This window comes from Vibrio sp. 10N.247.310.17 (assembly GCF_041466605.1).
GTDB classification, from domain to species: Bacteria; Pseudomonadota; Gammaproteobacteria; order Enterobacterales; family Vibrionaceae; genus Vibrio; species Vibrio tasmaniensis_A.
In genome coordinates this window covers 1-15,035 of the sequence record NZ_JBFSTC010000113.1, presented here as the reverse complement: position 1 = coordinate 15,035, position 15,035 = coordinate 1, and the positions used below count along the sequence as shown (strand labels likewise).

Annotated in this window: 13 protein-coding genes and 1 riboswitch; of the genes, 9 read left to right on the top strand and 4 right to left on the bottom strand. The window is 43.7% G+C overall.

The window, feature by feature from the left end; all coding sequences use genetic code 11:
- Positions 1 to 116: 116 nt before the first annotated feature.
- On the bottom strand, positions 117 to 2,540 hold the full coding sequence (gene plsB / locus AB6D80_RS22085; RefSeq protein WP_009848247.1) for a glycerol-3-phosphate 1-O-acyltransferase PlsB: 2,424 nt from the start codon (positions 2,538 to 2,540) through the stop codon (positions 117 to 119).
- Between the two features lie 219 nt (positions 2,541 to 2,759).
- On the opposite strand from plsB, the gene AB6D80_RS22080 reads away from it, so the two are divergent.
- The 4 genes from AB6D80_RS22080 (at position 2,760) to dinF (ending at position 6,310) form a co-directional block, all read left to right on the top strand.
- A complete protein-coding gene (locus tag AB6D80_RS22080; RefSeq protein WP_029223019.1) occupies positions 2,760 to 3,122 on the top strand; it encodes a diacylglycerol kinase in 363 nt (120 codons plus the stop codon).
- A gap of 94 nt (positions 3,123 to 3,216) precedes the next feature.
- A complete protein-coding gene (gene lexA, locus AB6D80_RS22075) occupies positions 3,217 to 3,837 on the top strand; it encodes a transcriptional repressor LexA (RefSeq protein ID WP_009848249.1) in 621 nt (206 codons plus the stop codon).
- Between the two features lie 97 nt (positions 3,838 to 3,934).
- Positions 3,935 to 4,813: a class I SAM-dependent methyltransferase gene (locus AB6D80_RS22070; RefSeq protein ID WP_009848250.1), complete on the top strand. Its 879-nt coding sequence runs from the start codon at positions 3,935 to 3,937 to the stop codon at positions 4,811 to 4,813.
- Positions 4,814 to 4,954: 141 nt separating this feature from the next.
- A complete protein-coding gene (dinF, locus tag AB6D80_RS22065; protein ID WP_032555306.1) occupies positions 4,955 to 6,310 on the top strand; it encodes an MATE family efflux transporter DinF in 1,356 nt (451 codons plus the stop codon).
- Positions 6,311 to 6,415: 105 nt separating this feature from the next.
- Here the strand turns inward: dinF and sthA are convergent, their stop codons facing one another.
- Positions 6,416 to 7,816 (bottom strand): Si-specific NAD(P)(+) transhydrogenase, encoded by a 1,401-nt coding sequence (sthA, locus tag AB6D80_RS22060; RefSeq protein WP_009848252.1) that lies wholly within the window; start codon positions 7,814 to 7,816, stop codon positions 6,416 to 6,418.
- A gap of 327 nt (positions 7,817 to 8,143) precedes the next feature.
- Between sthA and fabR the strand changes: the two genes are divergently transcribed.
- Both fabR and AB6D80_RS22050 read left to right on the top strand, forming a co-directional pair.
- Positions 8,144 to 8,785 carry an HTH-type transcriptional repressor FabR gene (gene fabR, locus AB6D80_RS22055; RefSeq protein WP_009848253.1) on the top strand — a complete coding sequence of 214 codons (642 nt, stop codon included), beginning with the start codon at positions 8,144 to 8,146 and terminating at the stop codon, positions 8,783 to 8,785.
- Positions 8,785 to 9,156: a YijD family membrane protein gene (locus AB6D80_RS22050; RefSeq protein ID WP_004736696.1), complete on the top strand. Its 372-nt coding sequence runs from the start codon at positions 8,785 to 8,787 to the stop codon at positions 9,154 to 9,156. Before fabR ends, AB6D80_RS22050 begins: the two co-directional genes overlap by 1 nt.
- An 82-nt stretch (positions 9,157 to 9,238) precedes the next feature.
- Here AB6D80_RS22050 and trmA read toward each other — a convergent pair whose 3' ends face one another.
- On the bottom strand, positions 9,239 to 10,348 hold the full coding sequence (trmA, locus tag AB6D80_RS22045; protein ID WP_371703966.1) for a tRNA (uridine(54)-C5)-methyltransferase TrmA: 1,110 nt from the start codon (positions 10,346 to 10,348) through the stop codon (positions 9,239 to 9,241).
- A 154-nt stretch (positions 10,349 to 10,502) separates the two neighbouring features.
- A riboswitch (cobalamin riboswitch) is annotated at positions 10,503 to 10,706 on the top strand.
- A gap of 39 nt (positions 10,707 to 10,745) precedes the next feature.
- Between trmA and AB6D80_RS22040 the strand changes: the two genes are divergently transcribed.
- From AB6D80_RS22040 to murI, 3 genes are read left to right on the top strand one after another with little or no spacing between them, the layout of a single operon-like run.
- On the top strand, positions 10,746 to 12,620 hold the full coding sequence (locus AB6D80_RS22040) for a TonB-dependent receptor domain-containing protein (protein ID WP_372189601.1): 1,875 nt from the start codon (positions 10,746 to 10,748) through the stop codon (positions 12,618 to 12,620).
- A gap of 48 nt (positions 12,621 to 12,668) precedes the next feature.
- Positions 12,669 to 13,334, top strand: coding sequence for an ATPase (locus tag AB6D80_RS22035; RefSeq protein WP_371703969.1), 666 nt, complete (start codon positions 12,669 to 12,671; stop codon positions 13,332 to 13,334).
- A 60-nt stretch (positions 13,335 to 13,394) separates the two neighbouring features.
- Positions 13,395 to 14,201, top strand: coding sequence for a glutamate racemase (gene murI, locus AB6D80_RS22030; protein WP_029225473.1), 807 nt, complete (start codon positions 13,395 to 13,397; stop codon positions 14,199 to 14,201).
- Here the strand turns inward: murI and AB6D80_RS22025 are convergent.
- Complete coding sequence (locus AB6D80_RS22025) at positions 14,164 to 14,616, bottom strand: RNA recognition motif domain-containing protein (RefSeq protein ID WP_372189599.1); 453 nt, start codon at positions 14,614 to 14,616, stop codon at positions 14,164 to 14,166. The two genes, murI and AB6D80_RS22025, sit on opposite strands and share 38 nt — an antisense overlap.
- Positions 14,617 to 15,035: the final 419 nt, after the last annotated feature.

Below are 15,035 nucleotides of genomic sequence, written 5' to 3'. Positions count from 1 at the left end.
CCATCTGTAGGATCGTTCAACTGATCAGGAAAATGCTTAAATGATCAGTGTTACCCATTGGGTGCCTTTTTTGATCGTATTCAGTCTAGTGATTAAAGTGAATGCTAACCAAGAGATTATTCTGCTTGGTGGATACTCTCTTGAATCGTCAAACGTACTTCAGGGTAAAGCATTGAGTAGAGAAGTTTAGCGAATTGCTGAGTCTTTTCTAAATCACAGTTACCATCGTTATCCAGATATTGCTGCTGTTTCAGAGTTGCGAACATCGACGCAAACACGCCTTTATCGAAGAACTCCGGTGCGTTGATACCTTGTAGGCGACCCAGTCGCTGTGCGATGTCTTGGCTCTTCTGCTCAAGGTCTGACTTATCTAGATCAGGATTCTCTGCCAATAGGTTCAGAGCAATTGAGTAGCGCTGGAGCGTTTCTGAAATCGTACGGCCTAGTAGCATCAGTGCTTGGCTGTTTGACTGGTTGATCGTTACTTGGTTGTTCGACACAACAAGCATGCCTTGACCGACTAGCTCATCAATGATGTTCGCAACCACGCTTTCAAGCTGATCTTCGTCGTAGCTTAAAAATAACTCTTTCTTTAAGAATGGGTAGATAGCTGCAACATTTTCTTGAATAGCGTCGATTGATAAACCGTGCTGACGAATGGTCATCTGAGCGATCAATGATGGCAATGCAAACAAGTGAATGATGTTATTACGATAGTAGGTCATCAGAATCGATTGGTGACGATCAAGCGAAATGATGTCGCCCATAGTGTCTGATTCAATTAAGAACTTGTTCAATGACTCTGCGTGTTTTACTAAGTCTTCAGCGCTGTCTTTAGGCACTGTGAATGTACCTGAATAAGGCACATTCTTAAGTAAAGACAGGTAGCAGTTGATCTGAGAAACCAAAGAGTCACGAGACAATGCGCGCTGTCTTGAAGCCAATAGTGCCGTTGCACAAAGAGTCAGGGCATTGGTCGCTGCCGCATCGTTAATGTGCGTCATCATTTTGGTTGCCAAGTCATTAACCACCGGGTTCATCCATTGTGGTTTGCTGGTTCCCATTGGGTCGATATCTTTAGTCCACTCAGGAGCATGTTCGTTCAGATATTGGTTAAGCTGAATTGGCTCACCGAAGTTCACGTAGCCTTTACCAAAGTTACGCAGCTTACGAATTGTACGAATCACTAGACTCGCGTTTTCTTTCTCTTTACGCTTACCACGAAGTTCTTTCGCGTAGGTCGCGACTTCCATTACGTGCTCATAGCCGATGTATACAGGAACCAAAGTCACCGGACGGTTCATGCCGCGCAGCATGGCTTGGATTGTCATCGCTAGCATGCCGGTTTTCGCCTGCAATAGACGACCTGTACGAGAGCGACCACCTTCACTGAAGTATTCTACCGAGTAACCTTTAGCGAATAATTCCGCTAGGTATTCGCGGAAAATAGTCGAGTACAACTTGTTGCCTTTGAAGCTACGACGAATAAAGAACGCACCGCCGTGACGGAAAATAGGACCGGCAGGGAAGAAGTTCAGGTTGATACCTGCTGCGATGTGCGGAGGCACCATGCCTTCATGATAAAGCACATAAGAAAGCAGTAAGTAATCCATGTGACTACGATGACAAGGTACATAAACGATCTCGTGACCATCTTGAGCCAGCTTACGAACGGTTGAAGCGTTGCTGATATGCAGGCCTTGGTACAACTTATTCCACAACCAACCAAGAATCTTCTCACCGCGTTTAATCAGCGAGTAAGAGAAGTTAGCTGCGATCTCATCCATGATGTCTTGAGCTTCTTTGCTCGCTTTCTCTATGGAAATATTTTTTGATTCAGCTTCATCTTCTATCGCCTTTTTGATTGCTTCTGACTTTAGCAGGCGGTCGAACAGAGCTTGGCGGCTTGGTAGGTTTGGACCCGATGCTGCAAGCTTTTGACGAGAGAAGTGAATGCGTGCCACGCGCGCCAGTTTATGCGCGATGGTGCTGTCGGTACCGTGTGAGTTAGCCATGTATCGTAGAGATACCACTGGGCTAAAGCGAACCAGACAGTCACGACCTGCTAGCAATACAGCTTTCGATTTCTCTAAGCCGTTCATTGCTTGTAGGTAAGGCTTCTGGTTATTCTCTTTACCAGGTTTACGACCCCACAATACGGTGGCAGGGATAACTTGAACGTCGAGCTCAGAGTCTTCAGCATGCAGTGAAAGCAGTTCAGAGAAGACTTCAATTGATGAGCTTGGTACATAATCATCGTCTTGCAGCAGAGTTTTGCGAGAAGAGATAAAAACGTAGCGTTGCAGTGATTTGCCATTGATTTCAAGTTTGCTCAATGGATCAGGCAACCCTAGTTCAAGTGCATGTTTTTGCAATGTAAGAATGTCTACACTTGAGCGAAACGGTAAGGCGTATACAATCGGTTTGCTCAAATCAATGTTCAAATCCTCTACAGGGTTTGAAGGGATTGATGTGCTCTTTACCAATAGGGATAAAGGTAGCTTCATTAATGAACGTGAAAAAGATTGTCCAGAAGACATATAGGTTCACTGCCTCAATAGTTATTTCAATGTGCTCAAGCGTATCTCTATTTCTATAATGAGAGGATAAATCCTATGAGTGAAATAGGGATAAGCCTAGGCGTAAATTTAATCGATGCAAGAATACCAGAAACTGGTCTAACCTTTTAATGGAAATAGTCATATTGCCGTTAAGTTTGTGGAAAATCATTCATCGACTGATTGAGTATAGAGTTAAAAATGACCAAAAAATCAAACACCGGATTCAAACGTATCGTCAAAGCTGCGGGCTTTTCGTGGCAAGGCATCACGAGCTCGTTTAAAAACGAGGCTGCATTTCGACAAGAAGTCTTCATGGCCGCAGTGCTTATTCCGTTGGCGTTCTACTTAGATGTAAACCAAGTTGAGCGAATATTAATGATTTCAGCCGTCGTGTTGGTGATGGTTGTCGAGTTGATTAATACCGCGATTGAAGCGGTCGTTGACCGAATCGGTAGCGAACATCATGAGCTTTCTGGGATGGCGAAAGATGTTGGCTCAGCTGCCGTTTTTATCTGTTTAGTATTAGCTGGTTACGTGTGGTTAGAGATCTTATTTTTGTAATTCGCTAAAAATGAACTAAAAACAACCAATTGCTTTGCTTTTGTTCAGTTACTGGATATACTCACAGTCAACTGTATAAAAAGACAGGTGAATCATGAAGCCGTTAACGCCCCGCCAGCAACAAGTTTTTGACCTTATCAAAAGTAAGATCGAAGATTGCGGTATGCCACCGACTCGTGCAGAAATCGCACGTGAACTTGGTTTCCGCTCTGCAAATGCTGCAGAAGAACATTTGAAAGCTCTTGCTCGTAAAGAAGCGATTGAGATTATCCCGGGTGCGTCTCGCGGTATTCGTATTTTGCTTGAAGATGCAGCGAATGAAGAGCAAGGGTTACCATTAATCGGTCAGGTTGCCGCTGGCGAGCCTATTTTGGCTCAAGAGCATGTAGAAATGCATTACCAAGTTGACCCAGGTATGTTTAAGCCACAAGCTGACTTCTTACTTCGCGTAAATGGCGAAAGTATGAAAGACATCGGTATTATGGATGGCGATTTACTGGCCGTGCATAAAACACAAGACGTGCGTGATGGACAAGTTGTCGTGGCTCGTGTCGACGATGATGTAACGGTAAAACGCCTAGAGCGCAAAGGTTCTACCGTTCTGTTGCATGCTGAAAATGAAGAGTTTTCTCCAATTCACGTGGACTTAGAATCCCAACACTTGTCTATTGAAGGACTTGCGGTTGGTATTATTCGTAACACGGACTGGATGTAGTCAGTGCAAACAGCTTATTGATATTTACTCTCAATAACTTGTTATTGTAATTGATATTCATTATCATCTTCTTTGTCGAGATACAAGGAAGATGATGATGCCAAACCCAACCAAACCTCAAATGAAGCCGCTTATTCGTAAGTCGCACACCTATGATCAAAAGGCTTCTTCTGATCTCGGGTCAGCACATCAAGAATTCCAAGTACCGACGAATCTTGTTCAACACCTTTGGTTTCGCAGCCGCGAAAGCCTAGCCGATGACGGTCTTGTTTATGACCCTATTGCAGCACAAGCCTGCAAGCGTTGCCAACTCGCACCTGAATGCCTTACCGGTGAACTCGACCAGCAACAACTCCTTTACGCGACACTGACTCAACTTTGTGACTCTCAAGTTCAACAGTTTTTATCTCATAACCCAGATGCTTGGATTATTAACGTGGGAGCAGGGCTCGATACCCGTTTCTACCGTTTAGATAATGGCCGCTGTCATTGGGTTGAGCTAGATGTAACCGAGAACTTAGTTTGGCGACAACGCCTGTTCCACAAGAATGAACGCTACCGTCTAGAGTGTGGCTCGGTGGATGACCTGACCTGGTTGGATGAACTTAATATTCCAGAACAAGCCTCAGTGATGGTGGTGTGTGAACATGCTCTGCTGGATTGTAATGAACAACAGACGGCGAACTTTATTCAATCTTTGAGTCGTTATTTTACCCACGCACATGCGTGTTTAGTGTTAGCTGGAGATAAAAGCTCTAGTGCTCTGGGGCAAAAGCTCGGTTCTGGAAAATACGCACATGGCTTATCTTCTCCGATAGACAGCGTCCTTAATTGGCTGCCATGGGCTCAGTGGGTAAAAGCGTTTTCTCCACTTGACCAGCAGTGTAATCGTTGGAAATTGTGGCAGCGACTTCTTTGTAAAATCTCTCAGGTCAAAAAGCGTTTAACGCCGCAGTTAGTGCTTGTTAAGTGGTAGTGCTAGCGGTTCTGTTGGCAGGTATCTGAATACTTGCCTCGTTATAGCTATTCGTTATCGATAAAAGGCAAGCGCCTCCCCACACCATAGTGAAAGCCCACTCACTAGGTTAAACTATCGCCTCTAATCTAAGAGGTGATCGTGAAGTTATTTAATCCCCAAACTATTTTTCAAACGTTATCCAATCAGGCGATGCACAAAAAAGTGCTGTTGCTCGCGATCCCGATGGTTCTTTCTAATATTACGGTTCCACTGTTGGGCTTAGTCGATGCTGCGGTTATCGGTCACTTAGAGCATTCTTGGTATTTAGGTGGTGTCGCTTTGGGTGGGACTATGATCAGCGTGACCTTTTGGTTGCTTGGTTTCCTACGAATGTCGACGACGGGACTGGCCGCGCAATCTTATGGGGCGAACGATGGCAAGCAACTTGGTTTAGTCTTTGTGCAAGGCGTGACCATGGCACTAGGGTTTGCTGGTTTCTTCTTGCTATTGCATAGCTTTGTTGCGGATGCGGTTTTCTCTCTGAGTAGTGCCAGTGACCAAGTGAAACACTATGGTCAGCAATATTTCTCTATCCGAGCATGGAGTGCGCCTGCTGCGTTGACTAACTTTGTGCTGTTAGGTTGGTTACTCGGAACCCAAAATGCCAAAGCACCCATGTGGATGGTGATCATTACTAATATCACCAACATCGTTTTAGATATCGTATTTGTGATTGGCCTCGGCTGGCAAGTGGAAGGCGCAGCATTGGCATCTGTAATGGCTGATTATGCCGGTTTAACATTTGGCCTGATTTGTGTTTACCGAATCTGGGTGAAGAAGCAGTTACCATCGCCATGGGATCTGCTTAAGAAAACCAGTCAAGGTTTGAGTCGTTTCGTAAAACTGAATCGCGATATCTTCCTTCGTTCACTATGCCTACAAACGACTTTCACTTTCATGACCTTCCAAGGTGCAAGCTTTGGCGATGATGTTGTTGCGGCCAATGCAGTGTTAATGAGTTTCTTGATGATCATCTCTTATGGGATGGATGGTTTTGCCTATGCAATGGAAGCTATGGTTGGTAAGGCGATAGGCGCGAAAGATAAAGAAGAGCTTAATCAGTCTTTAATTGGTACTTTCTTCTGGAGCTTTAATATTTGTTTGGTGCTGACCACAGTATTCGCGATCGCTGGGTCTAATTTAATTAATATGATCACCACTATCCCAGATGTAAAAAGCCAAGCTGAGGTGTATCTGCCTTGGTTGATCGCAATGCCACTGGTTTCAATGTGGTGCTTCTTGCTGGACGGTATCTTCGTAGGCGCAACCAAAGGCAAAGATATGCGTAACAGTATGTTTGTTGCGACCTGCAGTTTCTTCGTAATTTTCTACTTAGCATCAGGTTTTGATAACCATGCGCTGTGGCTAGCAATGTTGAGCTTTATGGCGGTGCGTGGCATCGGTCTCGGTGTTTTATTTATTTCTCAGTGGAAGAAAGGTGAGTTTCTCGCCTAGCTTAGGTAGCTTAGTTCAGAGAACGAAAAATAAAACAGCAAGCTCATGGCTTGCTGTTTATGTATTTGGCCTACAGGTGGTCAAATAGTCCTGTTGGTTCTTTGTTTAGAACAAACGGTTAAGTCCGTTAAGCGCTGCTACGCGATACGCCTCGGCCATCGTCGGATAGTTAAAGGTGGTATTCACAAAGTATTCGATGGTGTTGGCTTCGCCTTTTTGTTCCATGATCGCCTGGCCAATGTGAATGATTTCAGCGGCACGTTCACCAAACACGTGGATACCTAAAATCTCTTTAGTTTCACGATGGAAAAGTATCTTCAAGCTACCAATATCTTTACCTGCAATTTGAGCGCGAGCTAAGTGCTTGAATGAAGAACGTCCCACTTCATACGGTACTTTAGCTGCAGTAAGCTCTTGCTCGGTTTTACCGACAGAGCTGATCTCAGGAATGGTGTAGATACCTGTTGGGATGTCTTCGATAAGGTGTCGTTCTGCTTCACCTTTCACCACGGCTTGGGCCACAAATCGACCTTGGTCATAAGCAGCACTTGCTAGGCTAGGATACCCAATCACATCACCGACAGCGTAAACATGTTCAACACTGGTTTGGTAGTTGCTGTTGACTGATACTTGTCCACGAGAGTCCGCTTCTAAGCCAACCGCACCAAGGTTCAGTTTATCAGTATTACCCGTTCGACCATTGGCATACAGTAGGCAATCGGCACGCATTTTTTTACCTGACTCTAGATGAATGATTACACCATCATCTGTTCCTTCAATTTTCTCAAAGGTCTCATCGTTACGAATAACAACACCACTGTTCCAGAAGTGGTAAGAAAGTGCATCTGAGGTTTCGTTATCTAAGAAGGACAACAGGCGATCGCGAGTATTAATGAGATCGGTTTTAACGCCTAAACCGCGAAATATAGAGGCATATTCACAGCCGATAACACCAGCACCATAGATGATGATGTGCTGAGGATCGTGTTTAAGAGAAAGAATTGAATCGCTGTCGTAGACACGTTCATGCATGAAGTCGACGTTGTCTGGCTGATAAGGACGAGAACCTGTCGCGATAACAAATTTGTCTGCGCTGTAGTGTTCTTCAGTACCGTCGCTTTGCATTACGGAGATCGTGTGGGTATCGATAAAACGTGCAGTACCGAAGACTAACGTGCATTGGTTGCGATCGTAGAAACCTTGGCGCAAGCGAGTCTGTTTGTCGATGACCGATTTAGCATGCCCCAGAATATTGGAAAATGTTGAGTGGATACTTTTATTGTTCTGACAAAACAGAGGGTTACTGTTGAATTCAATAATACGACTTACGGCATGACGCAGTGCTTTGGAAGGAATAGTCCCCCAGTGGGTACAACCACCACCAACGCTGCTCTCTTTTTCAATGATAGCAACGTTCAACCCGGCTTTGGTTAATCCCATCGCTGCCCCTTCTCCTCCGGGGCCACTACCAATTACGATTACATCAAAGTGGTTGGAGTGCGACATAGATATCTTCCTTGTTATATTTGATTAACATTGCTTTAGCGAGATTTTAACTGATTCTGTTCTTGGGTACATGAAAAGGGCATCAGAGAGTCGGTGAGATCACGTCATGCTACTGAAAAAATAATATTTGGTATGTCGTATGTCTCCAAATGACGGTGCGGATATTGAAATGTTTTCTTTGAACGTATTTACTTCGATACGTGAACAAAGAGGTGTGTTTAGTGTCTTATATAACCAGAGTGCCTTATATAAGTAAGTGATTCGCGTTATATTGAATAGAGTATTAGACATGCCTGTTTAGGCTGTAAAAGAAGATGTTGATAAAGTATGAAACCAATGGGCATTCGCGCACAGCAAAAAGAAAAGACTCGTCGTAGCTTAGTCGATGCGGCATTTAGCCAACTCAGTGCCGATCGTAGTTTTTCTAATCTAAGCTTGAGAGAAGTCGCTCGTGAGGCTGGAATAGCTCCGACTTCCTTTTATCGCCATTTCAAAGACATGGATGAGCTTGGCTTAACCATGGTCGATGAAGGTGGCTTATTGTTGCGTCAGTTGATGCGTCAAGCTAGGCAACGCATAGTAAAAGAAGGCAGTGTGATTCGCACATCGGTTGAAACCTTTATGGAATTCATTGAAAGCAGCCCTAACGTATTCAGGCTGTTATTGCGAGAGCGCTCAGGAACTTCATTTGAGTTTCGTGCAGCGGTAGCTCGTGAGATACAGCACTTCTCTGCTGAGTTAACCGAATATTTGATAACGACTGGCATGACAAGAGACGAAGCTTTTACTCAAGCGGAAGCCTCCGTCATCTTGGTTTTTAACTCAGGGGCAGAAGCATTAGATTTAGATCGACGTCAGCGAGATGAATTGGCTGAGCGTTTGATCATGCAATTGCGAATGATGGCCAAAGGGGCTTTTTGGTATCGTAAAGAACGTGAACGTAACCGATTAAAAGGCGGGATTGAATAATGTCGAATGAAAATAATACTGTAAACCGTGGTTCTGAAAGAAAGACACTCGTACTTGCTGTTGTAGCAGGTGTGTGTGGTGATGCACTGCTATCTTGGGTAACAATGAGCGAAGTGGGCTTCTCTATTTTCCCGCTGATTGCTTTAGTGTTGGCTGTACAAGCGCTATACCAAGAATACCTAACAAATCCAGTATCTGAAGATATTCCGTTAGTGGGTTTAGCTTGTTTCTTTGTAGGTGCATTTGGCCACTCGGCTTTTGTGAAAGCACAACACCCTGATGCCGGGTCAAACTTCTTTGCGATTATCGTTGCGATGCTACTGCTCGCTTGGGTAGGTAAGAAGCTAGGCTTTATCGGTAAAACCGCTTAAATCAATCTATAAATAAAAAAAACGAGCCAATTGGCTCGTTTTTTTGTATCTGCTGCTTCGACTTCGACCTAGAGAGCTAGGCTTACGCTTTACGCTCTAGGAATACACCGGCTTCCATGTGGTGCGTATAAGGGAACTGGTCAAATAGAGCAAAACGAGTTATGTCGTGTGTTTCGCTTAGAATGTCTAGGTTCTCTTTCAATGTCTCAGGGTTACAAGAGATGTACATGATACGCTCGTAGCCTTGAACCATCTTACAAGTATCGACATCCATACCTGAACGCGGTGGATCAACAAAGATAGTGTTGCAGTTGTAGCTCTTAAGATCGATGTTCGCTTGCTGTAGACGACGGAATTCACGCTTGCCTTCCATTGCTACGGTAAAATCTTCTGCAGACATTCGGATGATCTGAACATTTTCAATGTTGTTCGCCGCGATGTTGTATTGCGCAGATTCTACTGACGGTTTCGCCAGTTCAGTTGCCAGTACACGCTCGAAGTTTTGTGCTAGCGCTAATGAGAAGTTACCGTTACCACAGTAAAGCTCAAGCAAGTCGCCTTTGCTGTCCTGAGTACAGTCGACAGCCCATTCCAGCATTTTCTCTGCTACTTTGCCGTTTGGTTGAGTAAAGCTGTTCTCTACTTGTTGGTAGATGTAGCTATCACCATTCACGTCTAGCTTTTCAATTACATAGTCGCGATCCAGTACAATTTTCATCTTACGCGCACGACCAATCAGGTTTAGGTTAAAACCTTCATCGTTTAATTGCTGCTTAAGTGCTTTAGCATCTTGAATCCACTGTTCACCTAATTGGCGATGGTAAAGCAGTGACACCAAAATCTCGCCGCTTAATGTAGAAAGGAAGTCTACTTGGAATAGTTTGTGGCGTAGAGAGTGGTTGTCCTTCATTGCATCCGTTAATAGAGGCATTAGGTCGTTGATCAGGCGGCTAGCCGCTGGGAACTGGTCTACGCGGTATTTTTCTTTGGTCTCTTGATTGAACATGACGTAATACATATCGTCACCTTCATGCCACACGCGGAACTCTGCACGCATGCGGTAGTGTTGTTCTGGAGATTCATACACTTCCAGCTCAGGCACATTATATTCTGAGAACATTTCAGTAAGACGCTCAGTCTTTTCTGCCAGTTGTTCTTGGTAGCGTTGCGGGTTTACTTCTAAATTCGCCATTGTTATGCCTTTTGCTATCGTGCTTTTAAATCAAGAGCGCAGATTTTATTCAATCACAGGCGCTTGTCCAGTGTTGAGAGCCATTCAGTCTAAATAGACGACGAAAACTATAGCTTATAACTATCTTAGACTAGACAAATGATTCATAGGTCAATACTATTTCCGGCAAGCTGGTGCCATGTGGATGTATAGATGGCTGAAGAGGGAATCTGGTGAAAATCCAGAACTGACGCGCAGCGGTAAAAGAGAACGAGTATTCATAGACACTGCAAATAGCATTTTGTGGGAAGTCGAATATTAGGTAACCGAAAGGTTGTGCTCTTAAGTCCGAATACCTGCCAGCGGCTAAGCCATACAATGTGGTTTGGTAGGACTTTACGCGATTTAGGATCACAACATGAACAAATCCCTTTTAGCGGTTGCTATAGCATCGCTGCTTTCACCTATCTCCAATTTACACGCACAAGAAGCATCTGCTGACGAAACCATGGTCGTTACGGCTAACCGTTTTGAGCAGTCTGTGGGTCAAGTTACAGCAACTGTCGATATTGTGACTAAAGAGCAAATTGATAACCTGCAAATCAAATCTCTAACGGAAGCTTTAGCATTATTACCTGGTGTGCAAGTAACGCAAAATGGCGGACGTGGACAAAACAGTTCAGTCTTTGTTCGCGGTACCTCATCGAATCAAAGCATTGTCCTCTATAACGGGGTGAGAATTGGTAGTGCGACAACTGGTAGTGCGAACTTCTCAGCTATTCCTCTAAGCGGCGTTGAACGTATCGAGTTAGTAAAAGGTGCTCGTGCTGCGGTATATGGTGCTGATGCAATAGGTGGTGTAATTAACATTATTACTTCATCAGGGGCTGATGTTGACTCTGGTACTGTTCAAGTTGGTGCTGGTACTGATAACTATCGCCAAGGCGTAGCTGGTGTGAGCTCTAAAGTTGGTCAGAACTCTTGGATCAATATGTCTGTAAACACTGAAGCGTCAGATGGTTTTGATGTCGTAGGCACTGGCCTGGCTCAACCTGATGAAGATGGCTATAGCCGTCAAGACTTAACGCTTGAGGTTGGGACAAACTTTTCACCTGAGTGGTCTGCTAAAGTGATGGGCTTCTATCATAAAGGCGTGACTGAATATGAAAGTTATAAGGACTTTTCAACAGGTAAGCTATCAGCTGATGAGCAAGAATCTATTCTTTTCAACTACGCAGCGCTTGTTGCATATAATGGTGAGAAGTATCGTTCATCTTTGTCTGTATCAACTAACCGCGACGATAGTAACAATAAAGGCGGTCAAGTTCCGGGTAGCCACTTAATCACTGATCGCCATGCTCTTAACTGGCTGAACTCTTATCAGTTATCTGAGATCTTTGTACTTAATGCAGGCGTTGACCTAACTAAAGACACCGTGGCTGATTCCAAAATTTGGAGCAGCAATAGTTACCAGAAATATGACGGTACTAGTCGTAAGAATAATGCAGTATTCGCTTCGGCTTTCTATGACAATTCAGGTCTGCAAATTGAAGCAAGTGTTCGTCATGATGACAACGAAGTCTATGGCGGAAAGTCGACATGGCAGCTAGGAACTGGTTATCTTGTTAATCAGAATTGGCGTTTGATTGCGTCTGGTGGTACTGCCTTTCGAGCTCCGACATACAATGACTTATTCTGGCCTGGCTATGGTAAGAGTGACTTGAAACCAGAAGAGTCTTTGAGTTTTGAGGCTGGATTTGAGTTCTTCTCTGACGTATCAGATATACGCGTTGTAGGTTATTCAAACAAAATTACTAATTTGGTAAGTTATCAGTCAAAAGGTGAAGCTTTAAAGAATTCTGATGCGACAATACGTGGTATTGAAGTAAGCTCGCAGTTTGAGACTGGCGTGATTTCACACTCAGTGTCGCTAGACTTCCTAGACCATAACAACAAAATCAATGTTGCTGGTTATGGTCAACCAGAAGACATTCAAGATAAAGAGCTGTCTCGTAGAGCAAACTTTGCAGCGAAATGGTTGGTCAGCTATGAACACAATGACTGGCGTGGTGATTTGAGCTATCAGTATCAAGGTAAACGCTATGACGATGCAAAAAATACGGTGGAACTTGAACCGTATAGCCTCGTGAACTTTACACTAGCTTACCAGTTGACCGAACAATGGAAACTACGAGCTAAAGTTGAAAACTTGTTTAATACTCAATACCAAACGGTGGATAAGTATGAAACGCAAGATCAAGCATACTACCTAAATGCTTCATACCAGTTCTAACTGGTATGCAAACCGCCTTCGGGCGGTTTTTTCTTATTGGATATATCAATGAAAAAGAAAGTCGTCATGAGTTGGTCGTCAGGTAAAGACTCTACGTTAACGTTAGAGCGCCTACTTGAAAGCACCGAGTATGAAGTTGTTGCTCTGTATACTACGTATGTTGGAGATGAAGTTCCTTTCCAGGTCACTCCTATTGAGGTAGTTGCAATGCAAGCTCGATTGGTCGGTTTACCATTAATCATGATTGAGCTACCGGAAGTCTTCCCAAGTAATGAGGTTTACCAAAGTACGATTGTCTCGGCACTTAAAGATTCTAGCTTATCAATCGATGCGGTCGCGTTTGGAGATATGTTCTGTAATGGCATTGCCGATTACCGAAGAAGTTATATAGAACCAGCTGGTTGGGAGTGTGTGTTTCCCCTAATGGGAGGGAGTAGTCAGGTACTTGCGAGTGAAATAATAGACAGAGGAATCGAAACCTTTCTCGTCACGGTCGATACCGATGCATTAGACATGAGCTATTGCGGGAAAGAATACACGTTTGAGCTAATCGACAGTTTACCGAGTCACGTCGACCCATGCGGCGAAGATGGTGAGTTCCATACTTTAGTAACGTCAGCGCCATGCTTTAAAGGAAGGCTTAAGATAGAGCTGGAAAATGTAGAGCAGGGTGAGCGCTTTGTGCATCAACGCTACCGAGCCTGCATTATGTAGAGTGATGATTGGCGAAAACTAAGTGAAGGGGTATCATTGCAACGGAACTTATTACAGGTAATGGTTGTGTCGGAAAGCATACAAAAAAACATATTGATCTTTGATTCTGGAGTTGGCGGTCTGTCCGTATATAAAGAGATAAGCCACTTACTACCGAATCATAACTATACTTATGTATTCGATAACGAGGCTTACCCATACGGTGAGCTCGACCAGCAAGTCCTTATCCACAGAGTTCAAAGCATCGTCGCCAGTTTTGTGGCTAGCCACGCTATTGATATTGTGGTGATAGCCTGCAATACAGCAAGTACAATTGTGTTACCTACACTAAGGGCTAATAACCCAATCCCTATTGTCGGGGTTGTTCCGGCAATCAAGCCAGCATCGCTACTTGCCAATAAAGCCGTTGGTCTTATTGCAACACCCGCAACGATTACTCGTGAATACACACACGAGCTCATCAAAAACTTCTCTAGTAATAAAAGAGTTGAGCTTTTAGGTTCTACTCAGCTGGTGGATATGGCCGAAGATAAACTCCGAGGAGAGGCGATTAACCTTGAAGAGCTGCAGCAAATCCTTCAACCAATGATCAACACAATTGATGTGGCTGTTTTAGGGTGTACTCATTTCCCACTGATCAAATCAGAGATTCAGCAAGTGCTAGGTAAAAACGTGATGTTGATTGATTCAGGTAAGGCTATTGCTAAGCGGGTTCAAGATTTATTGGATTTAGAGAGCAGTACTGAAGAAGGGGGAGTGCGTGAGGCTTTTTGTAGTGCACTTCCTAAAAAAGAAAGTGCACTAAATAGTATGCTGAAGCAGTTAGGGTTTAGCTCAGCTCAGCTTCGTCCGTTTCTGGATGTTTAGGATCGTTTGCAACGCGTACTTTTAAAGTACGTTGCATGTAATCTTTATCGTTAAGCTCTGCAATAGCATGATTCACATCATTACTTGCCATAACAACAAATCCAAAACCTCTTCTTTTACCAGTACGCTTGTCTTTCATTAAACGTACAGCAAATACTTCACCATATTCAGAGAACAATTCACGTACATGTGATTCATTCGCTTTGTATGGAAGGTTACCCACATAAAGTGTTTTTGTTGAAGCCTTAGGTTCTGACTCTGATTTTGAGTAGGTGCTTGAAAAATTAACAACAAAAGCGGAAGCCAAGACACCAAGGATAAAGGTAATTGCAGGCGATATATCTACCTGAGAGAAAACAATGCCGCCCAATACAGCTAGCGCGACAATTAACAACATCGATTTTTTTGAGTTCATATCGGAATACTACATATTAATAAACGAAATATAAGCATCTACCATTAACAAAATAGACACATGAATCTTACGTTCATGGCTTCCATTTTGCCAATGTATTGCTGTGATACGTCTCAAATGTTTAGTTTTTATTCGAAAAATGCGGATGTGGTGGCTTTTTAGGCGAACAAAACTTTTATTTTAAAAAGCTCTTGTGCTCTATATCGAACTCTCTATAATGCCGCCTCACCGACAAGGAGTGAGACGAAAGTCACGCAGCGAAATCGGTAGAGAATAAGAGTTTGAAAATAACCCTTGACTCTCTAAGTGGTGCAGGTATAGTACGCACCCCTAGCGACTGAGATGTGAGTCACAAAACGCTAGCGCTCTTTAACAATTTAAACCTATCAATCTGTGTGGGCACTCGTTGATGAATATCA

What these genes read in the sequence shown, in the direction of transcription:
- AB6D80_RS22070 (WP_009848250.1), top strand. Translation starts at nt 3,935, where the DNA reads ATGCCAAACCCAACCAAACCTCAAATGAAGCCGCTTATTCGTAAGTCG.
- murI (WP_029225473.1), top strand. Translation starts at nt 13,395, where the DNA reads ATGGTTGTGTCGGAAAGCATACAAAAAAACATATTGATCTTTGATTCT.
- trmA (WP_371703966.1), bottom strand. Translation starts at nt 10,348, where the DNA reads ATGGCGAATTTAGAAGTAAACCCGCAACGCTACCAAGAACAACTGGCA.
- AB6D80_RS22080 (WP_029223019.1), top strand. Translation starts at nt 2,760, where the DNA reads ATGACCAAAAAATCAAACACCGGATTCAAACGTATCGTCAAAGCTGCG.
- sthA (WP_009848252.1), bottom strand. Translation starts at nt 7,816, where the DNA reads ATGTCGCACTCCAACCACTTTGATGTAATCGTAATTGGTAGTGGCCCC.
- lexA (WP_009848249.1), top strand. Translation starts at nt 3,217, where the DNA reads ATGAAGCCGTTAACGCCCCGCCAGCAACAAGTTTTTGACCTTATCAAA.
- AB6D80_RS22040 (WP_372189601.1), top strand. Translation starts at nt 10,746, where the DNA reads ATGAACAAATCCCTTTTAGCGGTTGCTATAGCATCGCTGCTTTCACCT.
- plsB (WP_009848247.1), bottom strand. Translation starts at nt 2,540, where the DNA reads ATGTCTTCTGGACAATCTTTTTCACGTTCATTAATGAAGCTACCTTTA.
- fabR (WP_009848253.1), top strand. Translation starts at nt 8,144, where the DNA reads ATGAAACCAATGGGCATTCGCGCACAGCAAAAAGAAAAGACTCGTCGT.
- AB6D80_RS22050 (WP_004736696.1), top strand. Translation starts at nt 8,785, where the DNA reads ATGTCGAATGAAAATAATACTGTAAACCGTGGTTCTGAAAGAAAGACA.
- AB6D80_RS22035 (WP_371703969.1), top strand. Translation starts at nt 12,669, where the DNA reads ATGAAAAAGAAAGTCGTCATGAGTTGGTCGTCAGGTAAAGACTCTACG.
- AB6D80_RS22025 (WP_372189599.1), bottom strand. Translation starts at nt 14,616, where the DNA reads ATGAACTCAAAAAAATCGATGTTGTTAATTGTCGCGCTAGCTGTATTG.